25 protein-coding genes are annotated in these 23257 nt (G+C 67.6%); 14 read left to right on the forward strand and 11 right to left on the reverse strand.

Going from position 1 to position 23257, the window contains the following annotated elements; genetic code table 11:
- The first annotated feature begins 41 nt into the window (after window positions 1-41).
- Entirely contained in the window at window positions 42-1343 is a 1302-nt protein-coding gene (locus ACPCUW_RS31095; protein WP_423428776.1) for a cytochrome P450, read from the forward strand.
- 119 nt (window positions 1344-1462) lie between these two features.
- The gene (locus tag ACPCUW_RS31100) at window positions 1463-1936 is read left to right on the forward strand and encodes a hypothetical protein (RefSeq protein WP_423428778.1); all 474 of its coding nucleotides are present in this window, start codon (window positions 1463-1465) and stop codon (window positions 1934-1936) included.
- 18 nt (window positions 1937-1954) lie between these two features.
- Here the strand turns inward: ACPCUW_RS31100 and ACPCUW_RS31105 are convergent, their stop codons facing one another.
- A complete protein-coding gene (locus ACPCUW_RS31105; RefSeq protein WP_064909613.1) occupies window positions 1955-3193 on the reverse strand; it encodes an esterase/lipase family protein in 1239 nt (412 codons plus the stop codon).
- A 48-nt stretch (window positions 3194-3241) separates the two neighbouring features.
- On the reverse strand, window positions 3242-4681 hold the full coding sequence (locus tag ACPCUW_RS31110; protein WP_423428780.1) for an amidase: 1440 nt from the start codon (window positions 4679-4681) through the stop codon (window positions 3242-3244).
- Window positions 4682-4809: 128 nt separating this feature from the next.
- On the opposite strand from ACPCUW_RS31110, the gene ACPCUW_RS31115 reads away from it, so the two are divergent.
- Together ACPCUW_RS31115 and ACPCUW_RS31120 are read left to right on the forward strand one after the other, a co-directional pair.
- Complete coding sequence (locus ACPCUW_RS31115) at window positions 4810-5754, forward strand: LuxR C-terminal-related transcriptional regulator (protein ID WP_423428782.1); 945 nt, start codon at window positions 4810-4812, stop codon at window positions 5752-5754.
- Between the two features lie 96 nt (window positions 5755-5850).
- A complete protein-coding gene (locus ACPCUW_RS31120) occupies window positions 5851-6321 on the forward strand; it encodes a hypothetical protein (RefSeq protein ID WP_156511323.1) in 471 nt (156 codons plus the stop codon).
- A gap of 21 nt (window positions 6322-6342) precedes the next feature.
- Here the strand turns inward: ACPCUW_RS31120 and ACPCUW_RS31125 are convergent, their stop codons facing one another.
- The gene (locus ACPCUW_RS31125) at window positions 6343-7206 is read right to left on the reverse strand and encodes an NAD(P)-dependent oxidoreductase (RefSeq protein ID WP_423428783.1); all 864 of its coding nucleotides are present in this window, start codon (window positions 7204-7206) and stop codon (window positions 6343-6345) included.
- A gap of 143 nt (window positions 7207-7349) precedes the next feature.
- On the opposite strand from ACPCUW_RS31125, the gene ACPCUW_RS31130 reads away from it, so the two are divergent.
- Window positions 7350-7700, forward strand: coding sequence for a winged helix-turn-helix transcriptional regulator (locus ACPCUW_RS31130; protein ID WP_030518073.1), 351 nt, complete (start codon window positions 7350-7352; stop codon window positions 7698-7700).
- A gap of 84 nt (window positions 7701-7784) precedes the next feature.
- Here the strand turns inward: ACPCUW_RS31130 and ACPCUW_RS31135 are convergent, their stop codons facing one another.
- Window positions 7785-8090 carry a hypothetical protein gene (locus ACPCUW_RS31135; protein WP_423428784.1) on the reverse strand — a complete coding sequence of 102 codons (306 nt, stop codon included), beginning with the start codon at window positions 8088-8090 and terminating at the stop codon, window positions 7785-7787.
- 175 nt (window positions 8091-8265) lie between these two features.
- Here ACPCUW_RS31135 and ACPCUW_RS31140 point away from each other — a divergent pair, with 175 nt between their 5' ends.
- Window positions 8266-9159 (forward strand): alpha/beta fold hydrolase, encoded by an 894-nt coding sequence (locus ACPCUW_RS31140; RefSeq protein ID WP_423428785.1) that lies wholly within the window; start codon window positions 8266-8268, stop codon window positions 9157-9159.
- A 106-nt stretch (window positions 9160-9265) separates the two neighbouring features.
- On the opposite strand, the gene ACPCUW_RS31145 is transcribed toward ACPCUW_RS31140, so the two are convergent.
- Window positions 9266-9934 carry a TetR/AcrR family transcriptional regulator gene (locus ACPCUW_RS31145; protein WP_423428834.1) on the reverse strand — a complete coding sequence of 223 codons (669 nt, stop codon included), beginning with the start codon at window positions 9932-9934 and terminating at the stop codon, window positions 9266-9268.
- 227 nt (window positions 9935-10161) lie between these two features.
- Here ACPCUW_RS31145 and ACPCUW_RS31150 point away from each other — a divergent pair, with 227 nt between their 5' ends.
- The 7 genes from ACPCUW_RS31150 to ACPCUW_RS31180 all read left to right on the forward strand — a co-directional run bounded on the left by ACPCUW_RS31150 (window position 10162) and on the right by ACPCUW_RS31180 (window position 17067).
- Window positions 10162-10965, forward strand: coding sequence for an SDR family NAD(P)-dependent oxidoreductase (locus ACPCUW_RS31150; RefSeq protein ID WP_030518069.1), 804 nt, complete (start codon window positions 10162-10164; stop codon window positions 10963-10965).
- A gap of 63 nt (window positions 10966-11028) precedes the next feature.
- Window positions 11029-12156: a DUF5938 domain-containing protein gene (locus tag ACPCUW_RS31155; RefSeq protein ID WP_195075821.1), complete on the forward strand. Its 1128-nt coding sequence runs from the start codon at window positions 11029-11031 to the stop codon at window positions 12154-12156.
- Between the two features lie 8 nt (window positions 12157-12164).
- Window positions 12165-13709 (forward strand): AMP-binding protein, encoded by a 1545-nt coding sequence (locus tag ACPCUW_RS31160; RefSeq protein WP_423428788.1) that lies wholly within the window; start codon window positions 12165-12167, stop codon window positions 13707-13709.
- Between the two features lie 233 nt (window positions 13710-13942).
- On the forward strand, window positions 13943-14428 hold the full coding sequence (locus ACPCUW_RS31165; protein WP_423428789.1) for a nitroreductase/quinone reductase family protein: 486 nt from the start codon (window positions 13943-13945) through the stop codon (window positions 14426-14428).
- Window positions 14429-14598: 170 nt separating this feature from the next.
- On the forward strand, window positions 14599-15618 hold the full coding sequence (locus ACPCUW_RS31170) for a YncE family protein (protein WP_423428791.1): 1020 nt from the start codon (window positions 14599-14601) through the stop codon (window positions 15616-15618).
- A 13-nt stretch (window positions 15619-15631) separates the two neighbouring features.
- Window positions 15632-16294: an ABC transporter ATP-binding protein gene (locus ACPCUW_RS31175; protein WP_423428792.1), complete on the forward strand. Its 663-nt coding sequence runs from the start codon at window positions 15632-15634 to the stop codon at window positions 16292-16294.
- Entirely contained in the window at window positions 16291-17067 is a 777-nt protein-coding gene (locus tag ACPCUW_RS31180) for an ABC transporter permease (RefSeq protein ID WP_423428794.1), read from the forward strand. The genes ACPCUW_RS31175 and ACPCUW_RS31180 overlap by 4 nt, the downstream gene beginning before the upstream one ends.
- A gap of 69 nt (window positions 17068-17136) precedes the next feature.
- Here ACPCUW_RS31180 and ACPCUW_RS31185 read toward each other — a convergent pair whose 3' ends face one another.
- From ACPCUW_RS31185 to ACPCUW_RS31205, 5 genes are all read right to left on the reverse strand, one after another.
- Window positions 17137-18330 (reverse strand): MFS transporter, encoded by a 1194-nt coding sequence (locus ACPCUW_RS31185; RefSeq protein ID WP_423428795.1) that lies wholly within the window; start codon window positions 18328-18330, stop codon window positions 17137-17139.
- Window positions 18327-18935, reverse strand: coding sequence for a phosphatase PAP2 family protein (locus ACPCUW_RS31190; RefSeq protein ID WP_423428796.1), 609 nt, complete (start codon window positions 18933-18935; stop codon window positions 18327-18329). Before ACPCUW_RS31190 ends, ACPCUW_RS31185 begins: the two co-directional genes overlap by 4 nt.
- Before the next feature lie 27 nt (window positions 18936-18962).
- On the reverse strand, window positions 18963-19514 hold the full coding sequence (locus ACPCUW_RS31195; protein WP_423428797.1) for a Chromate resistance protein ChrB: 552 nt from the start codon (window positions 19512-19514) through the stop codon (window positions 18963-18965).
- A gap of 103 nt (window positions 19515-19617) precedes the next feature.
- Window positions 19618-21255 (reverse strand): ABC transporter permease subunit, encoded by a 1638-nt coding sequence (locus tag ACPCUW_RS31200; RefSeq protein ID WP_423428799.1) that lies wholly within the window; start codon window positions 21253-21255, stop codon window positions 19618-19620.
- On the reverse strand, window positions 21218-22153 hold the full coding sequence (locus tag ACPCUW_RS31205; RefSeq protein WP_423428800.1) for an ATP-binding cassette domain-containing protein: 936 nt from the start codon (window positions 22151-22153) through the stop codon (window positions 21218-21220). Before ACPCUW_RS31205 ends, ACPCUW_RS31200 begins: the two co-directional genes overlap by 38 nt.
- Before the next feature lie 268 nt (window positions 22154-22421).
- Between ACPCUW_RS31205 and ACPCUW_RS31210 the strand changes: the two genes are divergently transcribed.
- A complete protein-coding gene (locus tag ACPCUW_RS31210) occupies window positions 22422-22946 on the forward strand; it encodes a DUF488 family protein (protein ID WP_423428802.1) in 525 nt (174 codons plus the stop codon).
- On the opposite strand, the gene ACPCUW_RS31215 is transcribed toward ACPCUW_RS31210, so the two are convergent.
- Entirely contained in the window at window positions 22925-23257 is a 333-nt protein-coding gene (locus ACPCUW_RS31215; RefSeq protein ID WP_063013485.1) for an MGMT family protein, read from the reverse strand. The genes ACPCUW_RS31210 and ACPCUW_RS31215 overlap by 22 nt on opposite strands.

Consider the following 23257-nt stretch of genomic DNA (forward strand, 5'->3'; position numbering starts at 1 on the left):
ACCCGGCCCGCGACCGGACTTCTACCGGGATGGAGTGCTCGATGAAGCCGCAGTACCTGTATCGGTGGGTCAACAATCACGGGGTGATCCTCCTGTTCAAGAAGGTGCAGCTTCGTCGCGGTGATCTATTCGCGCAATTGATCGGCAGCGCGGAGGGGATAGAAAACCCGTACGCCCTGATCGAGAAGATGCGCGGAAAGGGCGGATTGATCCGGGCCTGTCCGGTGTGGATCACCTTCGATCACGATATGGCCCGAGAAATACTGCGCGACAAGCGTTTCGGTGCAGGCGTACCGGCGGTGTTCGCGCCGCGCCTCGTACGGCGCGTCCTGCACCGCCGGTCCGTGCCGCCCAACCCGGTGGATCCTCCGTCGATGCTGGTGATCGACCAGCCCGAACACACGCGGATGCGCAAACCGGTGACCGCGGCCTTCACACCGCGTGCCATCGCCCGGCTGCGCGAGAGAATCGAGACCGTTACAGAGGAACTGCTCGCAGTGCTCCCCGACGACGGGCCCGCCGATCTGGTGGCGCAGTACGCCGCACGGGTGCCCATCGCCATCATCTCCGAAATACTCGGCTTCCCGGATGCCGACCGCGAGATGTTCCTGCGCTGGGGCGACGACATCAGTCCGTTGCTCGACCTGGGGATCTCCTGGCACACACATCAGCGGGCGATGGAATCCTCGGAGCGAGTGCACCACTATCTCGTGGAGCACATCGACCGCCTCCGCGCCGAACCCGGCGACGATATCCTCAGCAACCTTGTCACCGGAAGCGATCTGTCCACCCATGAACTGTGCGCCTCGGCGACGCTGCTGATGGCTGCGGGTTTCGAAACAACGGTCAACTTGATCGGCAAGGGCATCACCTGGCTGCTGCGTCACCCCGATCAGTTGAGTCGATTGCGCGCCGAACCGGAGCTGTGGCCCAACGCGGTCGAGGAAATCCTGCGGATCGATCCGCCGGTGCAAAGCACCGCCCGCACCACCCGTACAACGCTGGAGATCGGCGGTATCCGACTTCGTGCGGGTTCGACCGTGGTGCTCTCATTGGCCGGCGCGAACCGTGACCCCGCTGTGTTCACCGAGCCGGCCCGTTTCGACATCACCAGGAACAATGCCAGCAATCACCTGTCATTCAGTAGCGGTATCCATGTGTGCCTGGGCGCCAATCTGGCACGGATGGAAGCGGCGCATGCCCTGCGAGCCCTTTTCGAGACTTTCCCGGACCTGCGATCGACCGACGCGCCCACCCGTCGCCCGCTCTTCACGCTGCACGGATACGAACACCTTCCCGTGCACACCGGTCCACGACTCCGCAGCCACCAGCCTGTCGGCTGATGGCTGCGGTCTCGTCGCGATGCAATTCCTATGGAGGATGACGCAAGGCGGGTGAGACGACCTCTCCAGCTCTCGGCACCGCGAGGTAGTCTCACCCGAAACGATGAGGGGGCGGTGGTGTGAGAGATCCGCAGGCAAACCCGGAGTCGTTTGGGCCGCATGGTGCGACGGCCATCGCCGCAGCCATCACAGCGCTGATAGTAGGCCTGCTCGCCGGCATCGCCGGAATCCTGTGGCTTCTCTACACGATCGCCGGAATCGAGGACCAGGCCCGCGAAGCGCCGACCGAGATCAGCCCATCCTCGGACCTGGTCGCCATGGGCATCGTCGCCGCTGTCATCGGACCGGCCTGGGTTGTCGGAGGATTCCTGCTGCTGATGTACATGAGGACGGGCCGAGTCCTGTTGATCCTCGCGTCGGGGGCGGCGCTGGTCGGGAGCGTGGTGCAACTTGTCAACAGAGGCTTCGCCCTCTTGTACATGCCGATCGCGGTGAGCCTGCTGATCCTCATCCTGTGCGCGGTTCCGGCAACCGGTCGCTGGATCGTGTCCGAACAACGGGAGCCGAATCCCGATGTGGGACATGACGCGTGATCGGTCGAACGGGCGGGGTCAGCCTGGGCGAAGCGACTTCTGTTCGCGCTCGCCGCGCAGCCAGTGGGTCAATGCCTCATAGACTGCCTCGTGATTGAGTAGCGTGAAATGATTCGCGCCGGGTAGGTGCAGGCCGTTGTCGTCGTCGAAACCTATCCGGCGGGCGCGATTCCGGCCCGAACCGCTCGTGGTCAGCACCAGACCGTCCCCGATCAAGTGGCCCAGGGGATTTCGCGGGCTGCGGGTTATGGTCGCGGTGACGAAGTAGTGATCGGCGCCCTCGAGGAGTGGGATCTCGCGGATCGCTTTGCGGCGCAACGCATCCGCGTCCACGCCGTCCCAGTCCTGATCGACGAGTGAACCATCGCGCAGATCGCGGATGCCCGCACTGCGGCGGCGTAGGAGCCGTCCGAAGGGGCGGGTCTCCGGGACGCGGACCAGTGCTGCGGAGAGGTAATGGACGATCTGCTCGAGCGGTGCTCCCAGATGAGGTGACCCGAGGCAGACCAGCTGGCGCACGTGCCGTACCCAGGAACGTCGCTGCTCGGCGGCGTCGAAACACGCGCTGCGGGCGATGAGCCCGCCCATCGAATGGCCGACCAGCGACAACTGTTCGATCTCGACCGGCCAGTGCTCGGCGAGGCGCTGTAACAGGTCGTTCAGTTGCTGGGCGTTCTCGGAAATGTGCAGACCGCTGTTGTATCGCACCTGAAGGGATGTGCAGCCGAGATCGGCCTCGAGTCGTTCGGCGTAGGTCGGTCTGCCGCCGAGACGCCACGCGTGTTCGGTTTCCGCGAGACCGTGCAGGAAGATCACGACTCGACTGCTCGGGTTCGTGATGTGCTCCACGAGCCGTTCCGGCTCCACCGGGTCGCCGTCGGACCGAAATGCCATGGGCGCGGCCAGAATCGGCCGCTGCTGGGCGAGAGTGTCGCCGATCAACCCCTGCAGGGCCGCGAGCAAGCCGGAGCCGAAAACCGTGCGCGACGGGGTGGGCACCTCGGAGAACGTCGCGGCATGTCCGGCGAGCGTGCCCGCCGCCACCGCGGAACCGCTGACGATCCGGTACACGTTGTCGGCGATGGTGTCGTGTACCACCTGCGCCGGACGTGCGGCCGGGCCGACCCCCAACCGCACGGCAGCGAAAACGTGATCGGAGACGGCGCGATGTACTGCGGCGATCCCATCGACGGCACCGCCTAGTTCATCGCCGGCCAATCGGGCGAGCGCCTCGATCTCCTCCTGCCGATCGCTCACTCATTCAGTGTATGACTGTCCACTGAAATTGGTCAGCTGCCGTGATTGCTACCGCCCCGCGTACACGGCCGGACGGCGGTCCGCCCACGGCATGGCGCGCTCGAGATCCCCGGCCAGCGCCAGCAGCGTGGCCTCGTCGCCGTGGCGGCCGGCGAACTGGACTCCGATCGGCAACCCCGCCGCGGATTCGGCCAGCGGCAGCGAGATGGCGGGCATGCCGGTGACGTTGAACAGCGCGGTGAAGCTGCCGTAGTCGAAGATGCGGTCGTACCATTCGCGGGCGCTCAGCGAGGCGTCGTCGGCGTCGAGGTGACCCAGCGGGATCGGTGGCGCGCTGGTCGTGGGCGTCAGCAGCACGTCGTAGCGGGTGAGGAAGCCGGCAACCGCGCGGGTGGTCTGGTTGAACACCCGGTCGGCGGCGTAGATGTCGAAGGCGGACAGCGTCTTTCCGTATTCGACGCACGCCAGTGTGGTCGCCTCCAGGTGCTCCCGGGTCGCCTGCACGCCCAGCTGCGCCGAGGCACCCAGGATGGCGTCGGCGAGGAAACTGCACCACGCGTCGAGGTTGGCCTTGTCGAAGGCCGCCACATCGAGTTCGGGCGCGGCCTCCTCGACGATGTGCCCCATCTCGGCCAATCGCTCGGCTACGCGCTTTACCGCGGCCACGCATTCCGGGTCGACGGCGCGACCGGCGTCCATCGGGGTCGCGGTGACGGCGATTCGCAGTGGGCGCGAACCGGCGGCGGCGTGCTCGGCGTAGCTGCGCACCGGGCCGGGCAGCAGGTAGCGATCGCCGGGCTCGGCGCCGTGCACCGCGTCGAGCAGCCGCGCGCTGTCGCGCACGGTGCGGGTGACGGCGAATTCGATGCCGAGCCCCAGCAGCGGGTCGGCGAAGTCCGGGCCGGGTGTGGTCCGCCCTCGGCTCGGCTTGAGGCCGACCACACCGCACGCGGCGGCGGGGATGCGGATCGAACCGCCGCCGTCGTTGGCGTGCGCCATCGGCAGCGCGCCGCCGGCGACCAGCGCCGCCGAGGCGCCGCTGGAACCGCCGGGGCTGCAGTCGGTGGCCCAGGGGTTGCGGCTCGGTCCGCCGTAGGCGAGGGCTTCGGTGGTGGCATTGAACCCGAACTCCGGGCTGCGGGTGATCGCGCCGATCGCCAGGCCAGCGCGGCGGAACCGCGCCACCAGATGGGTGTCCTCCGGGTGGGCGACACCCGCACCGAACAGCCTGCTGCCGCTGCGGCTCGGCACCCCGCCCGCGTGTGCGATGAGGTCCTTGAGCGCGAACGGCACACCGGCGAACGGACCGGACTCGTCGTAGTCGAGCGGTTTGTCGAAGCGCTCGCCCGCCACGGCGGCCAGTTCGGGCTCGACCGCGTCCAGGGCGGTCGCGGCGGCCCTCCAGACCTCGGCCGCGCTGACCTGACCGTCGCGGATCAGCTCCGCCAGGCCGGTGGCATCGTGTGCGGCGTATTCGGCGACATCCATGCGATTTTCTCCTCGTGCTTCGCGGGCAGGATGGGCGAAGGGTAGGAGCGAACATCACGGCGCGTATCGGCAGAATTGCGGAGGCGCAATCGCGGACAAGTCGCTAGCCGCGCACCTACCATGACCGCATGAGCGAGTCGGCGGTGCGTGCGCGTCTCGCCGCCGCGCTCGAACTCCGGGACGCGGCGGCCGGATCACCCGGGGGCGAACCCCTCAAACAGCAGGCAGGCCGTCTGCTGTTCGCGCTGCGCCGCGTGGTGCCCTACGACCATGCCGCGCTGTCGATCCCGGACCCGGTGACCGGCGAGCACACCACCTACACCAATTTCGGCTACAGCACCCCGACGCTGGACCTGATCAACGACGCCATGCCGGCCATGGAGCTGTACGACGAACTGCGCGAGACCAGACTCCCGGTACTGCTGCACGACGTGGACGGGCGGCGACGGCGCGGCGTCGTCTTCGACGTCATCCGGCGCAACGGCTTTCGCGACGGGCTCAGCCACTGCCTGTACTCCCCGCACGGCCGCTACCTCGGCTTGCTGAACCTGAGTACCTACACCCCGCTCGACGAGCACACCCTGCCACTGACCACCCTGGTCTCCGATGCGCTCGCCGCCGCGGTCGATCCGCTGCGCCCGACGAACGGCGGCGCCATCGCGATCGGCGCGGGCGAGGAGGCCCTGCTCATCGATCGCGACGGCACCCCACGCCCCTTGACCGCGGGCGCCCGCACGGACCTGGCCGCCGCTCTGATCGGTCGTGACCGGCCTGCGGCGGTGACGGTGATCCACGGCGCGCAAGTGCACGAGGTCCGCCTGGACGCGGTGCGCGGTGGCACCCTCGTCCGGCATCGGTCCGTGCCGCCGCCGGCGGGACTGACGCTGCGGGAACTCGAAGTGCTGGAACTGCTTTCGCACGGTGCGGCCAACACCGAGATCGCCCGCACCCTGCGGATCGGCACATCGACGGTCGCCACCCACGTGGAGGCGATCCTGCGCCACACGGGATCGTCCAACCGGACCGCCGCGGCCGTCTACGCGACGCGCCTCGGGCTGTGCCGTTCTGCGTGACCATCAACAGGCAATGTGCCTCCGGCCTATTCCATGACCCCCACTTCGAGCCTGCTCGCTTGCAGGAATGTGGTAGTCGTGCGAACCTGTTCATCCGTGGGGATCGGACAGCGGATTCGCTGGCAGACACCGGAAGCAGAGCCGGAATCGAACAAGTCTGCGCCGGAGACGGACGCGCCTGTGACATGGCAGGACGTGATCGTCGCCCTCGACCGCCTCGCGCCTGAAATCGCGGCGACCTGCCGCGCGCGGCAGGTCCCGTCCCTCGAGCGATCACTGCTGACCGGACGAGGGTGGCTCCTCGACTTCTATCCCGGTGCGCGCCTGCAGTTGCGGATCGATTGGACTGGCGGCTGGGCATTCATGCACCGCCCCGTCCCTCAACCCGGCGCGTACCGGGCCCTTCCCGGGCATGGAGCGAAGAGGATCTCCAAGAACGATGCTCGTCTCCATTGGGAGAGCAGAGTCGCCAGAGATCCCGCCGCCCGTTCGGATTTCACAGAAGCCGCTCTTCGGGAAAGCTTCCGGAACCAGATCGCGCGCCTGTCGCCGGCGCGAACCCACTGAGTAGCTCGCCGCCGAGCCATTTCATCGCAGTTCTTCGAAGGTTCGCGCGAACGCCAGTGCCCCGTGCCCATCGGCGACCTGGCGGTCGATCAGATTCTTGACCGGCGCGACCATGTCGAGGGCGACGCCGGCATCGCGGCTGGCGCGCACGATCGCGTCCAGCGCCGCCTTCTGGAAGGCCAGATGTTGCCGATCGGTGGTGTAATCCCCGGATTCGATGATCCGTCCGTACTCGGGCAGCGATTGCGACATGGCACTGACCCATGCGGCGGCCCGATCGGAGAACGCCGCGACCGACTGCCCGGCCGAGGCGACCATGGCCGCACCATGCAGAAATCCGGTGAACATCGTGTACATCCCGGCCAGCAGGGCGAAGTCGTACAGCGAGGCGAGACCGGCGTCCGCACCGAAATACTCTGCGGTGCCGAGCAATTGGAGAGCTTCGCGATGCGCGTCGAATACCGCGCGGGACCCGCTGTAGAGAACCGACGAGCCCGGCCCGCCGATCATCTGCGGGACCGCCATGATGCCGCCGTCGAGATGGTCGACGCCGTGAGCGGCGGCCCAGCGGGCCAGCTCCCGGGCCTCCTCGGGTGCGGTACTGGTGAGATTGATCAGCTGCCGCCCCCGTAGCTGTCCGGCAACCGGTTCCAACGTGGCATGGACGGAGGCGTGGTCGAGCAGCACGGTCACGATGACATCGCTCGCCCGCACCGCGTCGATGATCGAGGATGCGGGGGTGGCGCCGGAGGCGATCAGGTCGGCATCCTTGCCCGCGGTCCGGTTCCATACCGTTGTCGGGTGGCCGCCTCGCACGAACGCCGCGGCCAGTGCGCGGCCCATCGCGCCGAGCCCGAGAACCGTCACTGTCGTCTGTGCCGCCATTGCGGATCAACTCCTTGGAAACTGGGAAACGTTGTGGTCAGCGCGCTGGAATCAACCCTGCGGCAAGGCCGTTCATTCGACAAGTACCTACTATTCGGTCGGGTACTTACCAGCAGGTGTGTGAACAGGTAGCGAGGGTGCCGATGGGCGCGAAGAGATCCGGACCATACTTCTGCGGCATCGACGCCGCCATGGACGTGCTCGGCGGCAAGTGGAAACCGCTCATCCTGTGGGAGCTGGAAGCACACGGCGTCCGCCGCTTCGGGGAACTCCGCCGCGGACTGCCCGGTGTCTCGGAGAAGATGCTCATCCAGCATCTGCGCGAACTCGAGGAAGACGACATCATCACCCGCAACGTCTTCCCGGAGGTTCCGCCGCGCGTGGAATACGAACTCACCGAACTGGGTTCGGCGCTGAATGCCGCCTTGGCACCGCTCGGAGCGTGGGGGCGCGCCCGTATCGACCGGATCGGCGCATCGCGAGTCCACGGCTGAACCGGACGCTGGGCGGTGACGAACGAGCCGCCGCGCAACGCTGCCGCCGTGGCGGCGATCGGACCGTGGGTGGCGTCGATCCCGCTACTGCGCGTCGTGGTTCTCGGCGGGGGATAGGGGTCGGGCGTACATGTGGCCGTCGCGGACGCCGAACTCGATGCGGCAAGGGAAGATCGGGACTTCGTCACCGGCGCGGTGGTGGTGGGTGACGAGCATCGTCATCGCCCAGTCGCGCAGCGGTACAGGCAGTGCGATCGTGGTGCCGTCGCGTAGTCGCAGGTGGGGTTCGCCGCGGCCGAGGGGGTCGGCGATGGTGATGCCGACGACGTCGAGGATCAGGCCGGTGTCGGTCGCGGAGGCGACCACGGGTGGGTCGAGCGCGAGAGCCATATCGGCAACTTAGTCGCGACACCTGTCCGCGATCACGGTGTGCGGCTCGTGTCGGCGCCGGGTTTTCCTGGTAGGTCTGCTGAATCCACGACATGGAAAGCGCCCAGGAAACTAGTTTCGAAGAAACTAGTAAAACTAGTTGCAAAGACACTAGTCTCTGTGACGCTATCGAGACATGAACGCTTCGCTCGCCACCGAATTGACCCCCGGTGCCGTCCGCTCCGAGGACGGCACCCGTATCGGCTATCTGCGCGTCGGACGCGGACCGGCGCTGGTCCTGCTGCACGGCAGCAACCAGTCCGGGCGCAGCCTGACCGGCCTCGCCCTGGCCCTGGCCGACGAATTCACCGTCTACCTGCCCGACCGTCGTGGCCGCGGCGCCTCGGGGCCGCATCGGCCCGACCACGGAATCCGCACGGAGGTCAGCGATCTCGCCGCCGTCGTGCAGAAATCCGGCGCCGACATGGTCTTCGGCATCAGCTCCAGTGGCCTGATCGTTCTGGAGGCGGCCCGCAGTCTGCCGCAGATCCGCAAGATCGCCCTCTATGAGCCCGCCCTGCTACGCGCCGACGAGACCCGCTACACCGACTGGCTGCCCCGCTTCGACCGGGAAATGGCCGCCGGTAAGGTCGGCGCGGCCCTGATCACCTGCATGTACGGCTTCGATCTGGCCCCCGCGGCGATGCGTGTCATGCCCCGCGGCCTGCTCGCCGCCCTCACCGACAAGGCCATGTCCGCCGAGGACAAGAAATCCGGCCCCGGCGACGTGACCATGCGCGCGCTCGCCCCCACTCTGCGCTGGGATTGCGTCATTCTGGGCCAAATGGCAGGCAGCCTAACCACTTTCGCGAACATCGACCAGGACGTGCTGTTGATGTCCGGTACGAAGAAGGGCCCGCGCTTCCTCATGCCCGCCCTCGACGACCTCGCCGCCACCCTCCCGCACAACCGGCGCGTGACGCTGCCCGGCCTGGACCACGGCTCACCCGCCGACCCCAGCCAGACCAACGGCGGCGGCAACCCCACCGCCGTCGCCCCCTCTCTCCGCGAGTTCTTCGTCCAACCATGACAACCGGCCCCCACGCCCTCGAAAGCGCAACGGACCGAGAACCTTTCGGCTCGCAGAGCGCTACTTCATTCGGAGATCGGGGGAGTGTGGGATTGCCGGTTCCGTCTCACTTCGGTGGTGAGGGCGCGTCGTTCCGGTTTCGGCCGGTCGGTGCGCTCAGTAGGGCGAAAACCGCGTCGAGCTGGTCGCGGGCTCGGTCGATTTCGGCTGCGCGGCCGGCGATGTGGTGCAGCAGTGTGCGCTGAAAGATCCCGTCGATGGTGACGTAGGCAGTGGCGGGCGTCAGCGCCGATTCCGTGCCGGAAAGTTCGCAGTAGCGTGAGACGACCCGCCAGATCATCTCCTCCCGGCGGGCCTCGATGTCGAGGACGTCGGCGCGGAACGAGTCGTCGAACAGGCTCTGGTTGCGCAGGTCGTACCAGAGCCGGTGTATCGCCGCGTCGGCCTGGAGGGTCCCGAAGAAGGTCGCGGCGAACTCGGTACGCAGCTGCTCGGCACTCTCGGCCGCCGCGCAGACCTCGTCGTAGCGGGTGACGCAGACGGCCTCGTATTGGCGTACGGCGTGGGCGATCAGGTCGAGTTTGTCGGTGAAGTAGTAGTGCAGTACGCCGTGCGAGTACTCGGAATTCTGTGCGATCTCGCGCAGGCTCGTGCGCGCGTAACCGAGTTCGGCCAGCGTGTGCAGAGTGGCCCTGGCCAGCTCGTTGCGCCGCGCCTGGAACTTGTCGCGGGCGCGTTCTTCCACGCGGGTTTTGGGGTCGGCGACCTGCGTCACGTTGAGTCCTGTCCGGGTCACGTCATATCTGTCCTGTGAGTGTAGCGGTGCCCGTGCGGTGACCTTTTGACGAGTGTCCAAGGAAGTCTTGACGTCTGTCAAGAAAAGTCTTGACGAGTGTCAAGATTTCTGTCTACTGTGGCCTGCGACACATCGACTGATGACTGTCTCCCACATCACGCTCGCAAGTTCGCGACGCTTGCGGATCTCGACGAAGAGGTATCGATATGACGAGCTACAACCTGGCCGGACGCACCGCACTGGTGACCGGTGGGGCACAGGGCCTGGGGGCCGGCATGGCTCGAGCGCTCGCGGCGGCGGGCGCCTCGGTGGCGATCGGCGACATCGACGTCGAGGGCGGCCGGCAAGCCGTCGAGGCGCTGCGGAAGGCAGGGGCGAAAGCCGAATTCATCGCGTTCGACGTCACCGACGACGCCGCGTGGGAGGCCGCGACCACCACCACGGTGCAGGCGCTGGGCGGACTGGACATCGTCGTCAACAACGCGGGCGTCGAGGTCACGAACCTGCTGGTCGATCTCGACCCCGTAGCGACATCGAAGATGATGGAGATCAACCTGCTGGGCACCGCCCTCGGTATCAAGCACGCCTTTCGCGCCATGCGCCCTGGAGGTGTGGCGGGCAACGGGGGAGCGGTGGTCAACATCGCGTCGGTGGCGGCGACGATCGCGTTCCCGGGCATCAGCATGTACTCGGCGACCAAATCCGGCATCGACCGCCTCACCAGGGTCGCCGCGGCCGAATCCGGCAAACTCGGCTACGGGGTGCGGGTCAACTGCATCTACCCGGCGCTGACCCCGACCGCCATGGGCAACAAACTCGCCGTCGACTGCGCCGAACTCGGGCTCTTCCCCTCTCCCGAGGCCGCCGCGCAAGCCGTCGCCGAGCTCACGCCGCTCGGCCGCCTCGGCCAGGTCGACGATATGGCCGACGCCGTCGTATTCCTCGTCTCGGACGCGGCGAAATTCATCACCGGAGCGGGCCTCCCCGTCGACGGAGGCATGGGGATGTAGCCCGGATCGTCGACCGTCGCAACAGCTTTCACCGACACCCCCCACCTTCAGAGGAGTCCAGCCATGCCCACCGACAAGCGCGTCGTCGTCTACGGTGCCTCCGGTTACACCGGTCGTCTTATCTGTGAGTATTTGCGCGAGTACAACATTCCGTTCCTCGCCGCCGGTCGCGACCACGGTCGCGTCAAGGCCGCCGTCGAGGCCGTGCCGGGCATCGACACCGTCGACCACGAGATCGTCGAGGTCGAGCACACCACCGCCGCACTGGCCGAGGCATTCCGAGGCGCGGATGTCGTGCTCAACACCGTCGGTCCCTTCGCTCGCTACGGCCACGAAGTAGTGCAAGCCTGCTTGGAGATCGGCGCCCACTACACCGACACCAACGGTGAGCAGAACTGGATGATCGACGCGCAAGACCGGTACAGCGCCGACTTCGCCTCGCGCGGACTGCTTCTCACGCCCGGCCTTGCGCAGATGTACTCGATCGGTGAGATCGCCGCGAACATCTGCCTGGAGAATCCCGGCCTCGACACCCTCGACATCCAGGTGTTCTGGAAGGGCCATCCCACCGTGGCCTCGACCAACACCATCCTCACCAACGCGGCCTTCGCCAAGGCGTACTACCTGGAACAGAACGAGTACGTCGAATGGCCTCCCGAGGAGGGGCTCTACACCGTCAGCGTGCCGGGACAGCACGAACTCGGCCTGGCGCTGCCCTGGGGCGGCACCTCACACCCGGTGTGGTTCAAGAACGATCCACGCGTCGCCAACGCCCGCGCGCTGGGTGGCGTGTTCAATCGTCCACTGATGCAGGGTGTTCCGGTGTTGGTGGCCGCGGCGTTGCAGCAGATGGAAGGTAAGTCGGAGGAGGAGAAGTACCGGATCATCGACGAGCAGTCGGCAGCGATTCGCAGCGAGATGCCGCCGCGGGAGAACCCCCGGATCAACACCTCTTTGGACTCGGTGTACGCCTCCGGTCCGCTCGGGCGCGCACACTGCGTGATCCACGGCAACTGCAACTACAAGCAGACGGCCCTGCTCAACGCGCACGCCGCCGCCGAACTGCTGCAGGGCCCACCGCGGCGCGTCGGATTCGCTTCCAGCTGTCAGGCTTTCGGGCACCGGGAACTGCTCGGGACGCTACGCGCGTTCGGGCTCGTGCTCGATCCCATCGTCAGCGTGCACCGCTGAGGTCCACGATGCGTCTCGCAGATTATCTCGACAAAGGTGCGTCGCTCGGTCGTGGGGAACCCTGCCTCACGACCGGCGGCGTGACCGCCAGCTACGGCGAGGTCCAGGATCGATCCGTCCGCATCGCGGGTGCGCTGCAGCACACCGGTATCGAGGCAGGCGACCGGGTGGCGGTGCTGTCGGCCAACGACCCCCTCGCGCTCACCTGCGTATTCGGCATATCGCGGGCGGGCGCGGTGTGGTGCCCGGTCAATCCCCGCAACGAGGCCGACGAGAACCGCCAGCTTTTCGACCTGTTCGGATGCCGGCTGCTGTTCTTCCAGGAGAAGTTCGCCGGGCTCGTCGACCGGATCCGCGGCCACCTGCCCCGCCTGGAATGGCTCGTCTGTCTCGACGGCGAATTCGAGTGGGCGATGCGCTACGACGACTGGCTCGCCGAGCATCTCGCGCAACCCGACGAGACGCGCCGGCCGGAGGGCGGCCTGTGCATGCTGGCCGGCACCGGTGGCACCACGGGGCGGCCGAAGGGTGTGCGGCTCACCGAGGACAACATGATGACCTCGACGGCGCTGACGTTGATGAGCTACCCGTTCGGCGACCGGCCGCGCTACCTCGCGCTCGCGCCATTGACGCATTCCGCCGGCGTGCTGACCTTTCCGATTCTGAGCCTCGGCGGCGAAGTCGTGATCATGCCGGCGCCCGACATCGGCGAATTCCTCGCGTCGATCGAGCGGCATCGCATTACCCACGCCTTCCTCCCGCCGACCGTTGTCTACGGCGTCCTCGACCATCCTGACCTCGACAGCCGCGACCTCGGATCACTGCGCTGCCTGTGGTACGGCGCGGCTCCCATGTCGCCGACCCGGCTCGAAGAGGCCCTGCATCGGATCGGACCCGTTCTCGGTCAGCTGTTCGGGCAGACCGAGGCCCCGAACATGATCGCCACGCTGGCACCGGCCGACCACTTCCGCCCGGACGGATCGGTGGCGACCGAGCGTCTCACGTCGGCGGGCCGGCCGACGCCGTTGACCACCGTCGCCATCATGGACGCGACGGGCACACTGCTTCCGCGCGGAGAGCGCGGCGAGATCGTCGTCCGCGGACCGCTGGTGATGGACGGCTATCACGAAAACCCCACGGCGACAGCGGAGGTCAGCGCCTTCGGATGGCATCACACGGGTGATATCGGTTATCTGGACGACGACGGCTTCCTGTTCGTGGTCGACCGTGCGAAGGACATGATCATCACCGGCGGGTTCAACGTCTATTCGGCGGAAGTGGAGCAGGCCCTGTCGGCACATCCCGCGGTCAAGGATTCGGCGGTGGTCGGCCTCCCCGATGCCAAGTGGGGCGAACGCGTCACCGCCGCAATCGAACTCCGCGCCGGCCACGACACCGCAGGCGACGACATCATCGCCTTCGTCAAGCAACGGATCGGAAGTGTGAAGGCGCCCAAGGACATCGAGATCTGGAATGAGCTGCCTCGCTCGAAGGTGGGCAAGATCCTCAAGAACGAGGTCCGCGCGAAGATGCTGGAGATGCGGACACCGTGAGCCCCGCGCCAAGGCCGCCGAACGTTCGGTATTCATCGCACGATGGTGGCCACGGATACCTGGGCTTGCAAGCCGATATTCTGGAGCGTCGCGATCGACGGTATCGCGCTGAAACTGTCCCGCTCCGCCGAGACGCGTTCGAACTCTGATGGTCTTATCCCTTCGTGTGGGATCCCGCGGGAGGCGCTACCGTCTTGCCGTACCGCTGGGGCAGGCGAGGGAAGGTGGATCGGATGGGCGGGGTGCGGGATCTGCTGTATACGGCGAAACGCCGGATGTATCGGGGTGACCGGCCGGGGAGATTGGCCCGGGTATTGAATCGGGCCTCGGAGTGGATGTATTCGGCGGGCGTGTTGTCCCCTGGGTACGCCATGACTTTGGAAGTGTCCGGTCGGCGTACCGGGCGCCCGGTGCGGCTTCCGATCGCGGTCGCGGAGTACGAGGGGCAGCGGTACCTGGTGTCGATGCTGGGCGCGGAGGCGGGGTGGGTGCGCAATGTTCGTGCGGCGCACGGCCGCGCGTTCCTGCTCCGGCGCGGGCGTGAGGAGGTGCGGCTCACCGAGGTGGAGGTGGGGGAGCGGGCGCCGATTCTGCGCCGTTACCTTGCTGTGGCGCCCGGTGCACGTCCGCACTTTCCGATCGATCGCACCGCCCCGCTCGGTGAGTTCGAGCAGATCGCGGACCGGTATCCGGTCTTCCGGATCGAACCCGCACGCTAGCTCCGGTTGGGTGCGAAGTTCTCCCGGCCCCTCGGCATCCGGCGCGACTTCCTCGCCGACCGCGACGCCGCTGTGGCCGATCCGTCTCGCGCACATGAATCGACGGGTTCGGCCTGGCCACCGGCTGGCGTAGTGTCGAAACCACGGTTACGCCGAGTGAGAGACGGTTGATGCGGCCGATTCGCATATGTGCGGTGCTGCTGGGCGCGGCCGTTCTGATGAGCGGCTGCTCGAGCTCGGCAACGCTGGGGCCTGCGCACCCCGGTGAGCTGCCGCTGCGCCGGGTCGCGCAGGTGTCGTTGACCGCCGGACCGGTGCGTTTCGACTACACCGCCCTCGATGCCGCGCGCGGGTTGCTGTTCGTGGCCCATATGGGTGCCGGGGAGGTGGTCGAGGTCGATGTGCGCGCCCATCGGGTTGTACGCACCCTTGCCGATATGCCCGACGTGCACGGGGTGCTCGTGGTCGGAGACACTCATCGCGTGTACGCCACCGCGACCGGCCGCAATCAACTCGTCGCGATCGACGAGGACACCGGTGCGGTGATGTTCACCGCACCGACCGGCGATTACCCCGATGGGCTGGCCTACGACCCGGTTCGCCGTGCGGTGTGGACGACCAACGAGCACGCCGGTACCGAGACCGTCGTCGACGCCGAAACCGGTGCGGTGCGCGCGACCGCCGCAGTGGATGGTGAGGCCGGCAACGTCGTCTACGACCCGGTCACCGACCGGATGGTGGTCGCAGTGCACGGCCGTAACGATCTGGCGCTGATCGATCCCGCGAAAGCCACTGTTACCCAACGCATTCCGACTCCGGGGTGTGATGATCCGCACGGGCAAGCCCTGGACGCGGCAGACCGGGTGATGTTCGTCGGCTGCGAGGCAGGGGCGGCCATGGTCACCGTGGACCTGGTCACCGGCACCGTCACCGGTCGCGACCCGGTGGGCGAGACCCCTGACGTACTGGTCTACGACCCGGGCACGCACCGGGTGTACGTCGCGGCCGAAAGCGGCTGGGTCAGTGTGTTCGACCGCCGCGACGGCCGCACCGTCGCGGTCGGCGCCGCGCATGTGGCCGATGGCGCCCACTCGCTGGCGGTGGACCCCGCTACCCACGACTGCTATGTACCGATCCCGAAAGGCCCCGACGGCACGCCGGTGCTGTGGGAATTCGAGCCCACCGGCTGAACCTGTGGAACCCATGTCTGCCATCTCCCTCGACCGCGTCACCGCCGGCCACGACACCACCACGGTGCTCGTCGACGCCGACGCGGAATTCGCCCGTGGCGCCTGCTCGGCGGTCGTCGGGCCCAGCGGCGCCGGGAAGACGACACTGCTGCGGCTGCTCAACCGGCTCGCCGAACCCACCAGTGGCACCATCCGGCTCGACGGCACGCCGATCACCAGCCTCGACGTACTCGACCTCCGTCGTCGCGTCGGGCTCGTCGGACAACACCCCGTCCTGCTCACCGATACCGTCTCCGAGGAGATCCGGTATGCCCGAGCGGATTTGGCTACGCAGCGTCTCGAGCGGTTGCTGGCCCTGCTGGGGTTGGGGCCGGAGTTCGCCACTCGTCGATGCGCGCAGCTGTCCGGCGGTCAAGCCCAGCGAGTCTGCCTGGCCCGCGCACTCGCCGTCGAACCCGAAGTGCTGCTGCTGGACGAGCCGACCTCCGCTCTCGACAAGAACTCCGCCACCGCGGTCGCCGAACTTATCCGTACCCACACCCGCGACGGCGGCACCGTCGTGCTGGTCAGCCACGACACCGACTTCGTCGACGGCGTCGCCGATACGATCTGGTCGCTTCACCAGGGGCGGCTGACCCGTAGTTCCCGCCCCCTCGAACCACGGAACACGAAGTGACAGCGGGCCTTTCGGTGCCCGGTTGGGGCGGGGTGGCGACGTCGCTGGCACTGGTGGCGATGGCTGCCGCCATCGCCTACCGCCAGCAGCTGCATCTGACCCGCGAACTGCTCGTCGCCGCCGCTCGTGCCGGTGTCCAGTTGGTCGCGGTCGGCGCGCTCTTGCTGGTCCTGTTCCGGCACACCGGGTTGCCCGGCGCTCTCGGCTGGGTCCTGGTCATGGTCGTCATCGCGGGGCAAGTCGCCGCACGGCGCGGCGCGGGTCTGCCGCACGCGGCTCGCGCGGCCACCATCGGCGTGGCCACCGGATCGGGCATCACTCTCGGCGCGCTGCTCGCACTCGGGATCATCTCCACCCAAGCCCGCGTCGTGGTCCCGGTCGGTGGCATGATCGTCTCCGCCGCCATGCAGGCCACCGGCATCGCCCTGCGCCGTCTGCGCGAAGACGCCCAGCATGCCCGCCCGGCCATCGAAGCCCGGCTGTGCCTGGGCCTTTCGGCCCGAGAGGCGTTCGCACCGCATCGTCGCTCGGCCTTGCGCACCGCGCTGATCCCCGCGATCGACTCCACCAAAGTGGTCGGCCTGATCAGCTTGCCCGGCGCCATGACCGGGCTCATCCTCGCCGGCGTCGACCCGCTCACCGCGATCCGCTACCAGATCGTCGTCATGTACATGCTGCTCGCCGCCACCGCCTTGGGCGCCCTCACTACTGCCCGCATCGCGCAACAATCACTGTTCGATGAGGCTCAACGGCTACGTCCTCTCCCCGATTAGTGCACGAGATGCGGCTCCGGCCAGGGGTCGGACCGCGTCTGCTGTGCGGCGAGCACGGCTCGGAAGTGGTCAGGGAGATGAAAGGGTGGCTTTTCGTGCGGTAAGGATTATCGCTGCGGCGAGGCAGGCGAGGAGGGCGGCGAGAGCGAGCAGGCCGGCCCCGAGGGTGGCGGCGGTGGCGACGATGCCGACGAGAAGCGGACCGCCCGCATCGCCGAGTTCGCGGCCGAGCTCGGCGGCTCCCATGGTCTGACCGAGTCGGTCGGGCGGGCTCGTCGCCGCCAGGTGCGCGAATCCGAGGGGAGTGATCACTCCGGCACCGGCACCGAGGATCACCGCGGCGCACACCGCGCCCGCGACCCCGGGCAGGAGCGCGGCGGCGGAGGTTCCGACGGCGGCCAGGAGAAGTCCGGCGGCCATGCCGGATCGGTCCCGCAGCAGTCCCCGGTCGCGGGCACGTCCTACGCGGGGTTGAACCAGCGCTGCGGTGGCGGCGAGTATCGACACCACGGCGCCGGTGGCCAGCGGGCCCAGGCCGTGGCGGGCGCCGACCGCGGGTAAGAATCCGACGCCGACCGCGAGAGCGGCGGTGGCTCCGGCCAGAGCGGCGGTCGGGCGCAGGAACGAGCCGCTGCTGAGACGGCGTGCCAAATCCACAACCGTCCGGCGGGTTTTCGGCATGACCTCGACGGCGGGCACGGTGACCGCCGCCCATACCGCCACTACCGCGGCGAGCGCCGCGAGTGCGGTGAAGAGCAGGTCATAGCCCCCGACGGTGACGAGGACGCCGCCCAGCAGCGGGCCGAGGGTGTAGCCCAGTCCTTTCCACGCGCCGTAGCTTCCGAAGGCACGTCCGTGTGCGGCGGCCGGGGTCAGGCGGGCGACCATAGCCCCGGCGGCCGGGGAGAACGCGGCAGCGGCCGCGCCTTGACCGAATCGGGCGAGACCGATCAGGCCCGGATTGCCGGCCAGCGCGAATGCGGCGGACGCGAGCGTGAACGCTGCCAACCCGCCGAGCAGCACGGGTCGTGCGCCGACGCGGTCGGCCAGCGTCCCGAATACGGGTTTGAGCAGTACCTCCGCCCCGTCGTACACAGCCAGTAGCAATCCGAGGGTGAGCAGACTCGCATGCTCTTGCCTCGTATATCCGGCGAGCCCGGCAGCGATGCTGTGCGCGCCGAACGCGGTCACGAATCCGGCCGCGTACAACGGCCACAGCCGGGCTCGTTTCGCGTCGGGTCGATCGGCGGGGAAAGCGGTCATCGCGACTCGTGTTGCGTGCCAGCGGGTTCGGTGCCGGTGAGCAGAACGTGCAGTGGAGTACGAGCGGCAAGAGCGACAAGCCGCGCCAGTAATGGTCGTGCGAGGTAGAACCCGAGAAGACCGATCACGGCTCCGAGGGCGAGGCCGGCGAGTACGTCTTGCGGGTAATGCGCGGCGATGTACACCCGAGCGAAGGCCATGACCACCGCGGCCACGGCGGCGAGTACCGCGAGGCGTCGGTGCACCAGCCACAATCCGGCGGTGACCGCGCCGACCATGACCGCGTGGTCGCTGGGGAACCCGGCATCGGTACTGCAGTGCAGAATCACGATGTCGTGCAACGCATGACACGGCCGGGTCTCGTCAACGGCGGCGGCGATCGGCTGGTTGACCGCGAGCGCGACCAGTACGCCCAGCGGCGCCCACACCGCAGCCACCATCCGGGCGGGATCGGCGTCGCGGCGGGCGGTCCACCATCCGGCTGTCAGCAGCAGAGCGAACAGCACCACCCCGTAGTCGGCGTAGCCGGACACGATCGGATGCAGCCACGGCGTATCGCGCGCAAAGTCGTTGACATCGTAGAAGATTCGCGTATCGAGGCTCATCGGCGCTCCTCTGTTCCCGGGCTGGTCTCACATCTGGTGCAGGGCTCGAAAGACCCGCTCGGTATAGTCGGCCAGCCGATCGGAGCAATGCTCGAGTTGTTGCTCGGCTACGACGGCCGCAGGAGCGCCGAACACATCGCGCGCCTTGATGTCGCGATGCCAGCGCCGGAGCCGTTCGAGACTCTGTTCCTCCTCCTCGAGCTCGGCCATCGTGAATTTGGCCTTGGCGATCTCCTTGTCGATCTCGGCATCGAACCGGGTGCACTCGGCAAGGAACTCGGCCCACTCCTCTGTGCGTTCTCCCGTGAACATCGCCTCCAGTCGGGTGGTGTCGGTGTCGGCGTGACCGGTGGCATCGAGCACCAGCACCTCACCCTCCCCGCGTTGCGCCAACGCGATCACCCGTGTGATTCCCTCGGCGAACACCGGAACATCGGGCACCACCCATGCGCCCTGCCCGACCTGCAGTGCGCCCACGCGGCGCAGTTCACGCCACACAGCCACCCGATGCCGCGACGGCTCCGCCGGCACTCGTACCAGCAGAACCAGCCATCGGGCGACCGTCTCTTTCTTTGTCACGAAGAGAAATGTAACAGGCGTTACTTAGCCTCCTGTAGCAGACGGCGGCACGCCGACCGGCGGACGACCGGAGCTACGTGGCTGGCGAGGCCGGCGAAGGTTGTCAGACTGTGGCTGCGGGACGGGACGAGCCGGCGACAGCCAGCAGATATCCGGCGACGGCGAGCGAAGCGAGGAACGCCAGCCCGCCCAGCGGTGGATTCTGCAGGTAGGGGTGGCCGATGGCGCCGAACACGGACAGTTTTGTGAGCCATGCCGGCCAGGCGAACATGGGAACCAGCATCATGAGCAGGTAGGACAGTCCCAACCCGGCAGCCAGGACGGTCACCGCGAAGCGGGGCCACCAGGCGACGAGCCAGGCGCCGACACCTGCCAGCCCCAGCGCGAACAGCGCCACGGCCGACATTGCTCGCAGGATGGCCGAGGCGTCGATGTCGCCGCCGACGACGAGCATCGCGATCAGCATGCCGGCCGTCGCGCCGACGATGACCACGGCCACACCCGCGAGCAGGGCGGCGATGCGCTGGCGGATCAAGGCGGCGCGCGAGAGGGGCGTCGACAACAGCACTGCGGTGCGGCCCTCGTCGAGGTCGCTCACCCAGGCGGCGACCTGTGTGACCACGAATGCGGCGGCGATCGGTGCGGTGAATTCCGCGACGTATCCGAGGTACTGGTCGGCGGGGCTGAATCCCGGATCCACTTGCAGCATGCGGCGGGTCACGTCGAATTTGTCCCACATCTCGGTCACTTCGGGCTCGAGCCAGGCCATCAACCCGACACCGGCCGCGGCGGCCACCGCCCACAGTGCCAATCCGGCGCGTTCGCGTACCAGAATCGCCGACCAGAGGCGGTCCAGCAGTCGTCGTTGCACCCGCGTAGGTCGCCGAGTCGGACCTGCTCGCCATTCCGTCGAGGCGGACCCGATGTCGCGCCGGGTGAACACCCACGCCGCGACTCCGGTCACCGAAGCTGCCCCGGCCACGATCGCCACCAGTGACGCCAGGTCGAATCCGATGCCGGGGACCAGAGCGCGGAAGTCTGTGAAGTAGTAGAAGGGTGAGAGGAACCGCAGCAGCGCCGGCGATCCGAACCGTTCCCACACGTTCGTGTACAAATACAGCGCCACCACGATCAGTGCCGCCACCGCGCTGGCGGTTCGAGGGGTGGGAGCGAGCTGACCTGTCAGTGCGCCGGTCGCGTATCCGGCGAAAGCGCATGCGGCGCAGCCGAGTCCGGTGGAGAGCGAACCGGGAACGTTCGAGTCGCCGCCGACGGCCATCGCCGCGGCCAGTCCCAGCCCGAGTCCCAGCCCGATCACCGCCAGCACCGCCGCGAACCCGAGCGCGCGATCGCGGACCAGCCGCAACCGGGACTGTCCGGTGGACAGCAGCACCTCGACCGCGTGCCCGGCCTCCGCTCCGCGGACTGCACCAGCGCCCTGTAGGGCGCTGTAGAGGGTGAGGAACAGGACGAGCAAGGTGACATTGTGGTAGGTCAGGTAACCACCCAGGGTGTCGAGGCGGTCCGCGGGCCACCGCAGCAGCCGCATCGCCTGTACCCCGGGTTGCATGCTGTCGGCCATGCCCCGCGCCCCGCCCGCGAAACGGGCTGTCTCACTGCGGAATCCGCTCGCGATGGCCGTCATCGCCAGCGCGCTGCCCAGGATCCATGCCACGATCCCGCGCCGGTGCGCGCGCACGGTGTCAGCGACCAGCCACAGGCTCGGCGGTGTCGAACTCACGGAGGAACACCTCCTCGAGTGACTGCTCGTGGCTGTCGAGCTCGATGACTCCCGTAGCGGACAGCATCTGCAACAGCGGCCCGATCGATCCCTGCACCGAGCAGGTCAACCGGTGATCCACGAGCCGCGGTTGGGCGACCCCGGGTACGGCGGCCACCGCGTCGACGTCCAGTTCTCCGGTGATCACGGCCTCTACGCGGTGGATTCGCTTGGCGCGCAACTCGTTCAACGAACCTATTCGCCGTACCCGCCCGTCGCGGACGAGTGCGATGCGGTCACACACCGATTCGACTTCGGACAACACGTGCGAGGACAGCAGCACGGTGGCGCCGGCGGCGGTTGCGCTACGGAGCATGTCGTGGAATACGCGCTGCATCAACGGATCCAGTCCGAGGGTGGGTTCGTCGAGGATGAGCAGGTCCGGTCTGTGCATGAATGCCTGGACCAGACCGAGTTTCTGCTTGTTGCCGTGCGAGAGGTCCTGGTAGCGGCGGCCGAGGTCCAAATGCAGATTGCCGGCCAGTGCGTGCAGGTATGTCTCGTCCACTCCGCCCCGCAGGCCCGCCAGCATTCCCAGCACGTACCCTGCGGTGACCCTCGGCCATTGCACCAGCTCACCCGGCAGATAGCCGACCCGGCGCTTGATGGCGACACTGTCGGTATGTGAGTCGAGCCCGAACAAGCGAGCGTGTCCGCGATCGGGACGGGCCAGATCCATCAACAGCCGGATCGTCGTGGTCTTCCCGGCACCGTTCGGGCCGACGAAACCGAACGTCTCACCGCGTCCCACCGTGAAGTCCAGATCGAAGACACCGCGGCCGCCACCGAAATCCTTGGTCAACCCCGAACAAGCGACCACCGGCACGGCCGCGACACCGGTGTCGGTATCGAAGGCCATGACGTCATCGTCAGACATACGTTCAGCAGCTGCTAGGGCACTACGACCCCGCCGCGCGAGTACGAGGCCACCACGGGCCGGCACTCCGGTGCCGGGGCTGGGAGCTGTCTGTTCGAGCCTGAGTAGGAGAGCGCCACGCCCACGCGGTACCTTTCGGAGATTCTCGACGATTCCGCGCAAGTGCCGGCACACCCCCGCCGAGCTCGCGACTGCACCGTCCGATGAAACCTGTTGCCGAGACGGCACTATGACCAACCTCCGGAGGGCCATGTCGACCGTTTACACCATCGGCCATTCCACCCGTGCCATCACGGACTTCATCGGGATACTGCAGCATGTCGGCATCGGTGTGGTGGCAGACATCCGGACCGTGCCCAAGTCTCGGCACAATCCTCAGTTCCACATCGACCGGCTCGCGGGATCGCTGGCCGCCGCTGGTATCGACTACCGGCCGATGCCGGGGCTTGGCGGACTACGCAAACCGGCGGAATGTTCGATCAACACCGGATGGCGCAACACGTCCTTCCGCGGATACGCCGACTATATGCAGACGCCCTCATTCGAGGAGGCGATCGAGGAACTTGTCGCGCTGGCGGCGGAACGTGTCGTTGCCATCATGTGCGCCGAGGCTGTCTTTTGGCGCTGTCATCGCCGCCTCGTTGCCGACGCACTTCTCGTGCGGGGCATCGAGGTACAGCACATCATGAGTGCGGCGCAGCTGACACCGGCGGTGATGACAAGCTTCGCGGTGGTCAGTGGAACACGAGTCAGCTATCCGTCGATGCCCGGGTGATCGGGCGGGCCGTTCCACCGCGCGCGCGTCATGTCCACCCGGCTCCCGCGCATCGGGGTGCCTTCGGCGCGCAGGAGGTCGGCGGCGCTGCCGGCGTGGCACGACGCGGGCGTGCCGTCGGCGCGCACGACCCGATGCCAGTGGGTCTCGTCGGCCCAGGCGGTCATGACCCGGCCGATTTGCCGGGGACCGGCGCCGACCAGGTCGCCGATCGCGCCATAGGACATCACCCGGCCGGGCGGAATCTGGTCGATCACGTCGAGGACGCGGCGTGCGAACGCCGATATCGCCCCACTCCTTTCCCGACTCAT

It is taken from the genome of Nocardia sp. AB354 (assembly GCF_049538315.1).
GTDB lineage: Bacteria > Actinomycetota > Actinomycetes > Mycobacteriales > Mycobacteriaceae > Nocardia > Nocardia nova.